The sequence below is a fragment of the Bosea sp. BIWAKO-01 genome, from assembly GCF_001748145.1.
Lineage (GTDB): Bacteria > Pseudomonadota > Alphaproteobacteria > Rhizobiales > Beijerinckiaceae > Allobosea.
The window spans coordinates 5,598,905-5,611,286 of the sequence record NZ_BCQA01000001.1 but is presented as its reverse complement, the minus strand read 5'-3'; the positions used below and the strand labels follow the sequence as shown (position 1 = coordinate 5,611,286).

General features: G+C 63.7%; 11 protein-coding genes. 5 read left to right on the top strand and 6 right to left on the bottom strand.

All coding sequences use genetic code 11. The features are described 5' to 3' along the window. Positions 1 to 92: 92 nt before the first annotated feature. Both BIWAKO_RS26175 and pdxR read right to left on the bottom strand, forming a co-directional pair. The gene (locus tag BIWAKO_RS26175) at positions 93 to 893 is read right to left on the bottom strand and encodes a YggS family pyridoxal phosphate-dependent enzyme (RefSeq protein ID WP_069881144.1); all 801 of its coding nucleotides are present in this window, start codon (positions 891 to 893) and stop codon (positions 93 to 95) included. A gap of 233 nt (positions 894 to 1,126) precedes the next feature. Beyond that, the gene (pdxR, locus tag BIWAKO_RS26170) at positions 1,127 to 2,617 is read right to left on the bottom strand and encodes a MocR-like pyridoxine biosynthesis transcription factor PdxR (protein WP_069881143.1); all 1,491 of its coding nucleotides are present in this window, start codon (positions 2,615 to 2,617) and stop codon (positions 1,127 to 1,129) included. Between the two features lie 115 nt (positions 2,618 to 2,732). On the opposite strand from pdxR, the gene BIWAKO_RS26165 reads away from it, so the two are divergent. From BIWAKO_RS26165 to BIWAKO_RS26140, 5 genes are all read left to right on the top strand, one after another. Further along, entirely contained in the window at positions 2,733 to 3,986 is a 1,254-nt protein-coding gene (locus BIWAKO_RS26165) for a benzoate/H(+) symporter BenE family transporter (protein ID WP_069881142.1), read from the top strand. A 484-nt stretch (positions 3,987 to 4,470) separates the two neighbouring features. Continuing rightward, positions 4,471 to 5,700 carry a 5-aminolevulinate synthase gene (gene hemA, locus BIWAKO_RS26155; RefSeq protein WP_069881140.1) on the top strand — a complete coding sequence of 410 codons (1,230 nt, stop codon included), beginning with the start codon at positions 4,471 to 4,473 and terminating at the stop codon, positions 5,698 to 5,700. A 35-nt stretch (positions 5,701 to 5,735) separates the two neighbouring features. Next, a complete protein-coding gene (locus BIWAKO_RS26150) occupies positions 5,736 to 6,878 on the top strand; it encodes an ABC transporter permease (protein WP_069881139.1) in 1,143 nt (380 codons plus the stop codon). A 12-nt stretch (positions 6,879 to 6,890) separates the two neighbouring features. Then, positions 6,891 to 7,613, top strand: a complete 723-nt coding sequence (locus BIWAKO_RS26145; protein ID WP_244523550.1) for an ABC transporter ATP-binding protein — start codon at positions 6,891 to 6,893, stop codon at positions 7,611 to 7,613. Next, the gene (locus tag BIWAKO_RS26140; RefSeq protein WP_069881137.1) at positions 7,613 to 8,785 is read left to right on the top strand and encodes an HlyD family secretion protein; all 1,173 of its coding nucleotides are present in this window, start codon (positions 7,613 to 7,615) and stop codon (positions 8,783 to 8,785) included. The genes BIWAKO_RS26145 and BIWAKO_RS26140 overlap by 1 nt, the downstream gene beginning before the upstream one ends. Before the next feature lie 52 nt (positions 8,786 to 8,837). Here BIWAKO_RS26140 and BIWAKO_RS26135 read toward each other — a convergent pair whose 3' ends face one another. The 4 genes from BIWAKO_RS26135 to BIWAKO_RS26120 are packed head-to-tail and all read right to left on the bottom strand — an operon-like array spanning position 8,838 to position 12,260. Further along, positions 8,838 to 9,557 (bottom strand): GntR family transcriptional regulator, encoded by a 720-nt coding sequence (locus BIWAKO_RS26135; RefSeq protein WP_069882803.1) that lies wholly within the window; start codon positions 9,555 to 9,557, stop codon positions 8,838 to 8,840. Between the two features lie 23 nt (positions 9,558 to 9,580). Then, a complete protein-coding gene (locus BIWAKO_RS26130) occupies positions 9,581 to 10,453 on the bottom strand; it encodes an ABC transporter permease (RefSeq protein ID WP_069881136.1) in 873 nt (290 codons plus the stop codon). Further along, a complete protein-coding gene (locus BIWAKO_RS26125; RefSeq protein WP_069881135.1) occupies positions 10,450 to 11,250 on the bottom strand; it encodes an ABC transporter ATP-binding protein in 801 nt (266 codons plus the stop codon). The genes BIWAKO_RS26130 and BIWAKO_RS26125 overlap by 4 nt, the downstream gene beginning before the upstream one ends. After that, complete coding sequence (locus BIWAKO_RS26120; RefSeq protein WP_069881134.1) at positions 11,247 to 12,260, bottom strand: ABC transporter substrate-binding protein; 1,014 nt, start codon at positions 12,258 to 12,260, stop codon at positions 11,247 to 11,249. Before BIWAKO_RS26120 ends, BIWAKO_RS26125 begins: the two co-directional genes overlap by 4 nt. Positions 12,261 to 12,382: the final 122 nt, after the last annotated feature.

Here is a 12,382-nt window from a genome sequence, read left to right as displayed (position 1 = left end):
ACGTCAGGCCGGGGCTGGTGTCCAAGGGTATCGAAGCGAAGCCCCGCGTTTCCGCTTCCGGCCCCCACCGCAACCCTGCGGGCACGGTGTCGTCACTCTCCCCCTTGAGAGGCTGGGACGAGGCCAGGCCAGTAGAGTGCGTCACTGGTCGGTCGCGCACCGAAAATGGCCTGGCCGACCCGAACGACATTGGCGCCTTCTTCGATGGCGATCTCGAAGTCACCGGACATGCCCATCGATAGCTGCACAAGGCCGGGATTGATCATGACGGCCCGGTCCCGCAGGCTACGCAGCAGCCGGAAACAGGTGCGCACACGCTCGGCATCCGCGCTGAAGATCGCCAACGTCATGAGGCCGCGCGGCTTGAGGCGAGGATAATCGCACAGACGTTCGACGAACGGCACAAGCTCGTCGGGATGCAGGCCGTACTTGCTGTCCTCGCCGGACGTGTTCACCTGAACGAAGACGTCGAGGTCGCGGCCCTCGGCCTCCAGCCGGCGGTTGAGCTCATCGGCCAATCGGACGCTGTCGAGGGCATGAAACTCCACGGCGATGCGGGTGAGATACTTGACCTTGTTCGTCTGGAGGTGACCGATGATGCTCCAGCGGATCGGCAGGTCGCCAAGTGCCGCCTGCTTGTCTCGGGCCTCCTGGAGCTTGTTCTCCCCAAAGCTGGAGATGCCAGCGCCAAAGGCCAGCCGCAGGATATGGGCGGGGACCGTCTTGGTGACCGGCAGCAGGCGCACATCGTCAGGATTCCGCCCGCAGCGGCGGCAGACCGATGCGATGCGCTCCTGAACGGCTCTCAGATTCCTGGCAAATACTTCGGCAGGATCTTGGCCGAAGCGCGCGATATCTTCGGCTGAAGGGGCGCTCTGTGATGGTGCACCCATGCGGAAACAAGCTCCTGATGAGACTGCCGGGCCAGCCTTGCGAAGACTTTTCCGAGGGTGGAAGCCTCACGGTCCCGCCTGAAGGCCGCCCGGTCATGCCCGGATGAAGCGCCATCCCCGAACCTTCGACCCGGCCGATAGGTCTGTCCGTTTCTACCTTGAAAGTGGCCTGCTGAACCCATCCACTTTCAGAAGGTGAGACATACCATTTGCGAGTGCCGAATGGTGGGAGATTAGGTGCCCTTCACCGTCTGGAGTGCGCCTGCGAGCTTCTTGACCGCGACTTCGAGCTCCGCCGGAGTGTAGGCGGCAAAACCCATCAGAAAGCCCGCTTCGCCATGGCCTGATGCATGAAGCGCCGACAGACCCAGAAGCTCGACGCCAACGCGCTGCGCGGCGTCGACGGCCGCGCGCTCCGGAATGTCAGCGGTCAGCACGCATGGCATCTGGAGCCCACCGATTGGAGCCCGCGGCTCGACGAAGGCCGAAAGCTGCGTCCGTACGAGGTCGGTCAGGATTTCGAGCCGTGCGGCGTAGACACCTCGCATGGCACGGACATGCGCGCCGAAATGGCCCCCTTCCATGAAACGGGCGAGTGTCAGTTGCGCGATCGGGGCGGTGTGGCCGTCCTGGAGCGTGCGTGCAACCGTCATCGGCTTGACCAGTTGCGGGGGCAGCACGACATAGCCGACCCGCAAGCCAGGAAAGAGCGATTTCGTGAATGTGCCGATATAGACGGTTCGGTCATGCTGATCGAGGCCCTGAACGCAGGCCATTGGTTTGCCGGCGTAGTGGAACTCGCTGTCATAGTCGTCCTCGATGATCCAGGCCTGGTGCTTGGCGGCCCATTCGATCAGGGAGAGACGCCGGTCGAGCGCAAGCGTCGCGCCCGTCGGAAACTGGTGGGACGGCGTCAGGAAGACGGCCTTGGCCTTGCGCGGATCGTCAACGAGCCGCTCGACCAGAATTCCCTGATCGTCGACGCGGATGGGTGCACATTCCAGGCCGGCGGCATCGAACGCCTTGCGCGCCCCGTAATAGGCGGGATCCTCGACGAAGATGCGATCTCCAGGATCAAGCAGCATCGTGGCGCAGAGCGCCACCGCCTGCTGTGAGCTTGTCAGAACAAGCACGCGGTCCGCATGGGCACGAGCACCTCTCTCCAGATTTACATAGTCGGCGATTGCGCGTCGCAGCGGCTCCGCGCCCTGGGGATCTCCGTGAAGCAGTGCCGGGGTGCCTGTCTCCTTCAGCACCTGCCGTTCCAGGCGTTGCCAGAGCGACAGCGGAAAGCTGCGTGTCTCGGGTACGCCCGGCGCAAACGGCCGGGGCGATAGCTGCTCGCGAACGCCGCCACTGCGAAAGATGGCCGCCCCGCGCCTGCTCAGGTTCGGCGCTTGGTTGCGCAGAACCGCGCTGCGATGAGCGAGCCTGTGGCCAGGAGAGAACTCGGTCATCTCAGCGACGAAACTGCCACTGCCCACCCGCCGGTCGATGAAACCCTCGGCATGGAGCTGGGCATAGGCGGTTTCGATCGTGTCGCGGGACACGCCGAGCGAGTTGGCGAGCGCGCGGGAGGCCGGCAGCGGCTTGCCCGGGCCAATCGCGCCATCGAGGATCAGTTGTCGCAAGGCCCGCTGGATCCGCGCGTGAAGCGGGAGTTCCGCATGGGCGGGAAGGGCGAGCCAAGCCTTCACGGATTCCAATTGAGAATGCTTGAACAATTGGTCTGAGCTTCCCGATGAAAGTGGAGGGGATCAACAGACCATTGCTCCGCTAGGAGTCAAGCCCGCCTCGCTGGACTGGGCCAGGTGGGCTTTCAGGAAAACGAACACGATCATGCCGCCTGTCTCGTCATCATCTTCGCTCGGTCCACGCGATCTCACGCCTCCGATCGTTGCCGGCCTGATCTCTGTCATCGTCAACTATGGAGGAACCTTCATTCTGGTCTTTCAGGCGGCAAAGGTCGCCGGCCTCAGTCCCGAGCTGACCGCATCCTGGGTGTGGTCTGTTTCCATCGGCGTCGGGTTGACGGGGCTATATCTGAGCTGGCGCTATCGCGAGCCGATCATCACGGCCTGGTCGACGCCGGCTGCAGCCTTCCTTGTCACGGCACTCACTACGACCCCTTATGCCGAAGCGGTAGGCGCCTATCTGATCTCGGCAGCCGCATTCGTCGCTCTTGGACTCTCTGGCTATTTCGAGAAGGTCATCAGGCTGATCCCGCCCGGCATTGCATCAGGTCTGCTCGCCGGTATCCTGCTGCAGTTCGGCATCGGGGCCTTTGGCGGAGCGAGCGTCGATCCACTGTTGGTTGGGCTTCTGATCATCGCCTATCTCGCGCTGAAGCGGTTCAGCCCCCGCTATGCGGTCATTGGTATTCTGGCGCTCGGCCTCGCCTTCTTGACGGCGCAGGGACGTATCGATCTCTCGGGGCTTCAGTTCAGGCTTGCTGCTCCGGTGTTCACCGCGCCGGAATTCTCGCTCAACGCGCTTTTGAGCGTCGCGCTGCCGCTCTTCCTGATCACGTTGACCGGCCAGTACATGCCGGGGATGCTCGTGCTGCGCAATGATGGCTTCAGGACCAACGCCAATCCGATCGTGACAGTGACAGGGCTCGGTTCGTTGATCATGGCGCCGTTCGGTTCCCACGCCGTCAACGTTGCAGCCATCACGGCCGCGATCTGCACGGGCAAGGAAGCGCATGAGGATCCCTCGAGACGGTGGATCGCCGGAATCGCCGCAGGGTTCTCTTATGTCCTTGTCGGCGTTTTCGGCGTGGCGCTTGCGGCTGTCTTCATGGCGTTCCCGGCGACCTTCATCACCACGCTTGCAGGGCTGGCTCTGCTGGGAACGATTGGCGGCAGCCTCGCCGGCGCGATGGCTGATCCGACCTCCCGTGAGGCAGCATTGATCACATTCCTTGCCTCGTCGGCCAAGATCAGCCTGCTCGGCATCGGCGGAGCGTTCTGGGGGCTGGTGATCGGTCTCGTCGCCCACGCGATACTGCATGGCCGTTTGCCGCGCCGTGAACCTGTCGCGGGCGCTAGTCCCTTGGCAATAGGCAGGGGCGCGACTGACCTAGGGCCATGAGGTCTCGCCTTCGCCCATGTCGGCGGCCCCGCAACCTGCCCATTCCTGGGATCCCAAGCTGAACACCGCGGCCGCAACGAAGGTCTTGCGGTGGGGCGGCGTGCTCTCGACGCTGTGGCCAGGCTCGCGCAGGAAACCGAGCGCGCGTCCTTTGGAATCAGGGGAGGTGGCTCGAGATTCGGGCGTCATGATCGGGAAGGTTCCACCGGGGCCGATCAACGATCCGGATCGGTCTCCGGCGGCATTCCGTGGCACGCGCTTCCTGGCCTCGGGAATCGCCGGCCGTCTTGCACTTTAGAATGAGAACAAAGTCCGAGCCAGTCCGCGACAAAGGTCGCAATATCGCAAAGTCATTGGTCCATGGATTAGTGATCGTCCATAGGGCAGTATATTTCGGTTAAGCTAAATATATCAAAATTATACCGGATAACTTGAGTAGAAATGGAGAGATATAGATTTAGAAAGAGAGGGCGGGGCGGTCGCTATGCAATACAACGAGCGGTTTTCCGAAAAGATCTGTGAGTTGAAACGCGAAGGACGCTATCGCGTTTTTGCAGAGGTGCTTCGCGCTCAGGGGCATTTTCCCGCGGCGGAGCAGTTCCTGGAAGGGCGCACCCGCGAGATCACGGTGTGGTGCGCCAATGACTACCTTGGAATGGGCCAGCATCCGGCCGTGCTCGCCGCCATGCACGAGGCCATCGACTGTGCCGGCGCTGGCTCGGGGGGCACGCGCAATATTTCCGGCACGACGCACTACCATGTCGAACTCGAGGCGGAACTTGCCGACTTGCACGGCAAGGAATCCGCCTTGCTCTTTACTTCCGGCTACGTGGCCAACGACGCGACACTCTCGACCCTCGTCAAGCTGTTGCCGGGCGCAGTGGTCTTCTCGGATGAGAAGAACCACGCCTCGATGATCGAGGGCATCCGCCATGGCGGCGGAGAGAAGCGCATCTGGCGGCATAACGACGTTGCCGATCTCGAACGGCAACTCCGATCGGTCGATCCGGATCTGCCCAAGATCGTGGCGTTCGAGTCCGTATATTCGATGGACGGGGACATGTCGCCAATCGCAGAGATCTGTGAGCTCGCCCGGCGCTACAATGCCCTCAGCTATCTCGATGAGGTCCATGCCGTCGGCCTGTACGGGCCACGCGGTGGTGGCGTCGCCGAGCGGGACGGGCTCGCCGACAGCGTCGACATCATCGAGGGAACGCTCGCCAAGGGCTTCGGCCTGATGGGCGGCTATATTGCTGCCAGCCGCGATTGCTGCGACGCCATCCGCTCTTATGCGCCCGGCTTTATCTTCACCACATCGCTGGCGCCGACTATCGTCGCTGGCGCACTCGCCAGCGTCCGCCACCTGAAGGCAAGCCAGACCGAGAGACGGCACCATCAGGAGCGGGCGCAACTCGTGAAGCGCCGCCTGGCGCAAGCGGGTCTCCCGGTCATGCCGAACCCCAGCCACATCGTCCCGGTCCCCGTTGGCGATCCGGTCATGTGCAAATGGCTGAGCGATGCCTTGCTCGACCGCTTTGCGATCTACATTCAGCCGATCAATTACCCGACAGTGCCGCGCGGGACAGAGCGTCTGCGCCTGTGCCCGTCCCCGGTTCACAGCGATGCCGACATAGATCACCTGGTCTCGGCGCTTTCGACACTCTGGGAGGAGATGCGTTTCACCGCGAAAGCAGCAGCGATCGCTGCGGAATAGGCGTTCCAAACCTCCTCACACCCTGCGAGAGACGCATGCTCGGGCTCGCCCTCAAGATGTTGTTCGGTGATCGGGCCAAGGTGTTGGGGCTGGTATTCGGCGTGGCCTTCGCGACGCTGCTCGTCACCCAGCAGGGCGCCATGTTCGTCGGCCTGATGACGCGCTCGCAGAACATCATCGCCGATGCCCAGGATGTCGACATCTGGGTAATGGATCCTTCGGTCGAGCATCCGGACCTGATCCGACCGATGCGGGACGTTGAGCTCTTCAAGGTCCGGGGCGTCCCGGGAGTGGCTTGGGCCGCCCCGTTCTTCAAGGGCGGCGCGCCTGTAAGGACCCAGGAAGGGCGCACCAAGGGCGCCGTCATTCTGGGCGTCGACGACGCGACCCTCGTCGGCGTCACCCAGCGCTTCATCATCGGATCGCCGGCTGACCTCATGCGCCCCGATGCGATTGCCATCGACCGGGTCGGTTTCATGCAGCTCTGGCCGGGCGAGCCCTTGAGCGTCGGGAAAGTGCTGGAACTGAACGAGAGACGGGCTGTCGTGACTGCAATCACGGACGCCGCTCCGGCCTTCTCGGCGCAGGTGATCATCCATGCGCGTTACAGCCAGGCCTCAAGCTATCTCCCGAGCGGCCGCAACCGGCTTTCCTTCATCCTGGCCAAGGCGATGCATGGCACGGAACCATCTTTCGTCGCTCGCGACATCACGGAGCGCACCGGGCTAAAGGCGCATTCCTCCGAGGAATTTTCTCAGCAAACCGTCAGATACTATCTCCGCAATACGGGCATTCCGATCAGCTTCGCGACGACGATCCTGCTTGGCATCGTTGTCGGAGCAGCGATCGTCGGCCTGACCTTCAGCATGTTCGTCTCCGAAAACATCTTTCAATACGCGATGCTGAAGGTCATCGGCGTGACGAATATTCGCCTCGTGGGTCTGGTCCTGTTCCAGGCCTGCGTCGTCGGCGTCATCGGCTACGCCATCGGCACGGGACTCGCCGCAGCTTTTTTCGCATTCGCCTGTACGCCGACCTCGGCTTTGCGCGGCTTCGTCCTGCCCTGGTGGATCGCAACGGCCGTCGCCGGAACGATACTGGTCCTGATCCTGCTCTCCTCATTGGCCAGCTTGCGACGCGTGCTCGTCGTCGAGCCGGCTGTCGTGTTCTCGGGATGAGGGATGCAAACCGTGAGTGCACCTGACCGAAGCCCGACTGCCGTCTCCTGCCGGGGCCTGGTGAAGCAACTCGGCAACGGCAGCACCCGGACGCGCGTGCTTCACGGCATCGATCTCGACGTGTTTCCCGGCGAGATGACGTTTCTGCTCGGTCCCTCCGGATGTGGCAAGACGACGTTGATCTCGACGATCGCCGGGCTTCTCGTGGCCGACGAAGGCAAGGTCGAGCTCTTCGGCACCAACCTCGCCGAACTTAGCCGCAGGAGCCTCGTTCACTTTCGGGGCGCCAGCGTCGGCGTCGTCTTCCAGCAGTTGAACCTGTTCCCGGCCTTGACCGCGACGGAGAATGTTGCGGTTCCCCTGCTTGTGCAGGGGCGGACGGGGACGCAGGCGAAGGCCCTGGCTCAGGCCATGTTGCGCGAGGTTGGGCTCGCCGATCATCTGTCGAAATACCCCTCGCATTTGTCGATCGGCGAGCGGCAGCGTGTCGCCATCGCGCGCGCGCTCATCCACGAACCGCGATTGATCATCTGCGACGAGCCGACCTCGGCCCTCGACAGCGCATCCGGCCAACTGGTGATGGAACTGTTGCGAAAGGTCGCTCGGGATCCTGATCGGGCTGTCCTTGTCGTCACCCATGATGCGCGCGTCGTGCCCTTTGCCGACCGGATCGCGCATATGACCGATGGTCGGGTCACGCGGATTGACGTCGGTGCGGAGAGGGAGGCTGCGTGATGATTGGCCGTTCCACCATATTCGCCAGCATCCTGATCATGACCGCCGCAATCTCGCTTGTCGGCGCCATTGGCTCGATGAGCGGGAATGACAATCGCCGTCCCCGCGCCTCGCCGCCAATCGAACCGCCGACGCCGGTCCTGCTGGCTCAAGGGACTGATCGCGCGCGGCCGATGGCCGACCGCATTGGCGCGGTCGGATTGGTCGAACCATTGGGCCAGGAAATGCAGATCGGGACGCATGCCTCGGGCAAGGTCGCGCAGGTCTTTGTCGAGCCAGGCGCCTTCGTGAAGCGCGATCAACCGCTGTTTGCGCTCGATTCCCAGGTCGCCGAAGCGGTTCTGGCCCAGCGCCGAGGAGATCTTGCCGCCGCCCAGGCGCGTCTGGCGCTCGCCCGTGCGCGCGTGCCGGGCCTGCGGGCGGAGGTCGAGGCCGCACAGACCGCGGTCGACGCGACACGGGCTGAGCAGGACGAAGGCATCGACCTCGTTCGCGCCGCCTCCGCCCTGAACAGTGGCGCGACCATCACGGCACGAGAGATTACCCGGCGCCAGAATTATCTGCGCACCGCGGAAGCCAACCACAAGAAGGCCCGCGCACGGCTTGCGATTGCCCGCGCCAATCTCTCGCTCCTGGACGAAACCGAGGGGGTTGGAGCGTCGATCGCCGTGGAGCTCGCAGGTCTCCAGCAGGCACGGCAAGCCGTAACGCGTGCCGAGATCGATCTGGAGCAGCGAACGGTGCGGGCACCGGCTGACAGCTCGGTGCTGCGGGTCAATCTCCGGCCAGGGGAATTTGCCCAGGCAGGAGCGCTCGATCAAGCGCTCATGGTCCTGGGGCGGACAGAGCCGATGCATGTCCGCATCGATATCGACGAGGCCGACATCCCGCGCTACAGCCCGGGCGCGGCGGCGATGGGTTCCGTTCGCGGCAGGGCCCAACACCTCCTGAAGCTCAATTTCGTCCGGGTGGAACCGCTGGTGGTGTCCAAGCGCGCGCTGTCCGGTCAGAAGACGGAACGTTCCGACACCCGGATCCTGCAGGTTGTCTATGAAATCGAACCCGGATCACCCGCGGTCTTCATCGGCCAGCAGATCGATATCTTCATCGAGTCGGAGCGTGAGCCGGATAAGGATCGCAATTTCGTCTCATACAATCATCTGAAGCAATAGCGAGGTCGCATGGGACGGCGCAGCGTTTCCAGCCATGCGCCTCCCACCGGTGTCAGTCGGTGAGCTCCGCGGTTCTCGTGGGGCCGCTCCCCGTTGCCAGAGTCGCGAAACGCTCCTCCGTGAACAGTTCTTCGATCGTCTGGAGCGTCTTGGTGTAATGCGCGACGAGCAGGGCGCAGGCCTCCTGTGGCGTGCCGTTGAGCACTGCCTTCATCAGTGCCTCGTGCTCGCTCTGGCCATTGCGCGGCATCCTGCCGAAGGCGTGCGAGATCGAGATATAGCGCGAGGCGTGGTCGGCCAGGATCTCGCAGAACTCGAGCAGCCAGGGCGAGCCACAATTCGCCAGCAGCGCCCGGTGGAAATTGCGATGGGCGTCCTCCCAGGCGGCGCGCTCCGCCGGAAAATCCGAGCGATAGCGCGACAGCCGGTGGAGGGCGAGCACGATGCCTTCCTCCCAGCGCTCGTCGCGATGGCTGATCGCTTCCTCCAGCGCCCTGGTTTCAAGCCAGCAGCGCGTGCGGACCAGGACGCGCCAATCGTCGAGGGCGATCGTCGGCACCGAGAAGCCGCGCTGCTCGTGGCGCTCGACCAGCCGCTCGGATGACAGCCGCGACAGAGCTTCGCGAACGGCGTTGCTGCCGACGCCATAGGTCGAGGCGATGCCCTCGATGCGCAATTTCTCACCCGGCCTGAACTCACCCTGGATGATGTCGCTGCGCAGCTTCTGGTAGACCGTCGTCGACAGCGTGGTCTTCTCGGCAGTCTTCGCCATGGTCGTTTCTGTCCTGCTGCCGCTCACCGGGGTGCCCTGGAAGAGATGGTGTTACTCGAACGCTGCCAGAAGACGAACCTGTACTGCATCCAGGACACGACGCCGAACATGAAAAGCCCGAGCAGGCTGAGATAGATGATCAGCGAGAAGACGCGCGGGGTGTCGAGCTGCGATGCGGCAACCCGGATCAGCTCGCCGAAACCCTGACCGCCGCCGAGGAATTCGCCGGCGATCGCGCCCGAGACCACGCTGATCGCCGCGATCTTCAGGCCGGTGAAGAACTGCGGCAGGCCGGTCGGGATCTTCAGCTTGACCAGCGTCTGCAGGCGCGAGGCGCCGATGCTCTTGAACAGCATGCGCGCATTCTCGTCGGCCGCATGCAGCCCGGCCGCGGTGCCGACGATGATCGGAAACACCGAGATGAAGGCCGCCAGCGCGACCTTCGACATGATGCCGAAGCCGAGCCAGGCGACGAAGAGCGGAGCGAAGGCGAGCTTGGGCATGGTGTCGACCGCGACGATGTAAGGCATCACCGCGCGCTCGCCGAAACTCGTTTCTCCGACCACGACGCCGAGCGTGACACCGATCGCCAGCGCTACGATGAAGCCGACGAGGACCTCGCTTGCCGTGACCCAGAAGGCAGGCAGCATATAGTCTCCCGCCATCAGGTTGCGCCCGACGAAGCCGATATCGCGCAGCGTATCGCCGGGGGTGGGCAGGATCAGCGGCGAGACGATCTCGGCGGAGGTGATGCCCTGCCAGAGCCCGAGAAAGAGCACGAGCAGCCCAAGCATCGAGGCCCAGCGCGGGGCCTTGGAAATCCACGAGACCTTTTCGATCCAGACCGTGTCGGCGGGCAGGGCGGTGGCCAACGGCTTCTCCGCGACGTCGCTCACAGGAATGCTCCCTTGTCGAGAAGCCCGCGGATCAGGCCGACATACTCGCCGAAGAGCGGCAGCGTCGTCATGTCGAGCGTCCTCGGTCGCGGCAGCGCGATCGGGATGCTGCGCACGACCCGCCCGGGGCGCGACGACATCACGTGCACGATGTCGGAGAGGATGACGGCCTCGGCGATGGAGTGGGTCACCAGGAAGGCCGAGGCGTTGCGCTCGCGGCAGATGCGCTGCAGCTCCATGTTCATGAAATCACGGGTGATCTCGTCGAGCGCGCTGAACGGCTCGTCGAGCAGCAGCACATTCGGCTCCGAGATCAGCATCCGGCAGATCGCGGCGCGCTGCGCCATGCCGCCCGAGAGCTGGGACGGGTAGGTGTCCTCGAACCCTTTCAGTCCGACCAGCTCAAGCAGGACGCGAGCACGTGCAGCGGCCGTTTCGGCCGCAGCGCGCCCTTCGCGGACTTCGATCGGCAGCAGGATGTTCTGGAGCGTCGTCCGCCACGGAAACAGCGTCGCCTGCTGGAACATCATCCCGATATCGGCACGCGCTCCCAGTACCGGTGTCCCCGCAAGCATCACCCGGCCCTTCGAAGGCGGTGTCAGGCCGGCCATGATCTTGAGCAGCGTCGACTTCCCGCAGCCGCTCGAGCCGATGACCGAATGAAACTCACCCTCCCGGAGAACCAGATCGACGTTCTCCAGCGCCACCACGCGCTCGCCATAGGATTTCGAAACCTGCGCGAGTTCGTAGACCGGCCGAGGTCGCGCCTCGGCCGATACAGTCGCCGCCATCGTCATCGCGGAGCGTTCCAGGCCGTGACGAGATCGTTGGAATAGGCCCTGGTCAGGTCGGCCAGCGGCTTCTTGAGATCTCCCGAGGCAACGAGGGTCTGTTGCCACATCTCCCAGGCCGCGGGGTGGTTGTAGCCAAAGCCCTTGGCGGGATCGATCGGGCTGGTCAGCTTGTAATAGACGTCGAGCAAAGCCTCGGCGAACGGCATGTTTTCCAGCTGCTGCGGATTGCCCATGCGCGCGTGTTTCAGGGTCGCGGCCCGGTTGGCGGGGTCGATCCCGAATTTGGTGCCCCTGACCAGCGCGCGGCCGAAGCGCTCCAGCATGCTGCGGTTCTCGTCGAGATATTTGCGCGTCACCACATAGCCGTTGCCGAAGAAGGACTGGAACGGAGGAGGCGTCAGCGAGCGCAGCTTGACGCCGCGCAGCGTCAGCGTGGCAGCGCCGGCGGTGTCGGAGGCATAGGCGTCGATCGCCTTCTGCATGAAGCCGGCAACCGCCATGCCGCCCTCGCCAACGGTGATGAACTTGTAGTCCTGGCCTTCCTTCATGCCCTCGGCGTCGAAGATGGAGCGCACGAATGCGACCTCCGCCCCATCTGCCGTGCCGACGCCGATGACCTTGCCCTTCAGGTCGGTGGGCTTCTGGAACGCCGAAGCCTCCGGCACGACGAGGTTGAACTGGCTGCGGGTGAAGTAATTGTAGATGTAGACCAGATCCTGGCCCCTCTCGCGCGCCGCCATCAGCGGCCCCGGGCCGGGATGGGCGAGCTGCGCCTGGCCCGCAAGCAGCGCCTGGATGGCCTGGGCCGAACCATTGACGCTGCGCGGCTGGATCTTGAGCTTCTCCTCGGCGAAGTAACCTTCGCCGATCGCGGCATAGAGGGCGAAATAGCCCAGCCCGCCCGGGCTCGGATAGACGATCGTGAGTTCGTCCTGCGCCTGCGCATGGACACGCGACGCTGCAAGCGCAAGCGGCAGGCCCGCCGCCGCTGCCATGAACTGCCTACGTTTCATCCCGTTCCCCTGGGTTTTTCTGATACGGATGAACGAACGATGCATTATCGGTCATGGGTGTCAAATAAATTCAGATTATTATCATGTAAGATAAAATATGCAGATTTATCTGGACAGGTGCG

Bases quoted from the DNA above. Each gene is read 5' to 3' on its own strand.
- hemA (WP_069881140.1), top strand. From the start codon at position 4,471: ATGCAATACAACGAGCGGTTTTCCGAAAAGATCTGTGAGTTGAAACGC.
- BIWAKO_RS26165 (WP_069881142.1), top strand. From the start codon at position 2,733: ATGCCGCCTGTCTCGTCATCATCTTCGCTCGGTCCACGCGATCTCACG.
- BIWAKO_RS26175 (WP_069881144.1), bottom strand. From the start codon at position 893: ATGGGTGCACCATCACAGAGCGCCCCTTCAGCCGAAGATATCGCGCGC.
- BIWAKO_RS26150 (WP_069881139.1), top strand. From the start codon at position 5,736: ATGCTCGGGCTCGCCCTCAAGATGTTGTTCGGTGATCGGGCCAAGGTG.
- BIWAKO_RS26140 (WP_069881137.1), top strand. From the start codon at position 7,613: ATGATTGGCCGTTCCACCATATTCGCCAGCATCCTGATCATGACCGCC.
- BIWAKO_RS26125 (WP_069881135.1), bottom strand. From the start codon at position 11,250: ATGACGATGGCGGCGACTGTATCGGCCGAGGCGCGACCTCGGCCGGTC.
- BIWAKO_RS26120 (WP_069881134.1), bottom strand. From the start codon at position 12,260: ATGAAACGTAGGCAGTTCATGGCAGCGGCGGCGGGCCTGCCGCTTGCG.
- BIWAKO_RS26135 (WP_069882803.1), bottom strand. From the start codon at position 9,557: ATGGCGAAGACTGCCGAGAAGACCACGCTGTCGACGACGGTCTACCAG.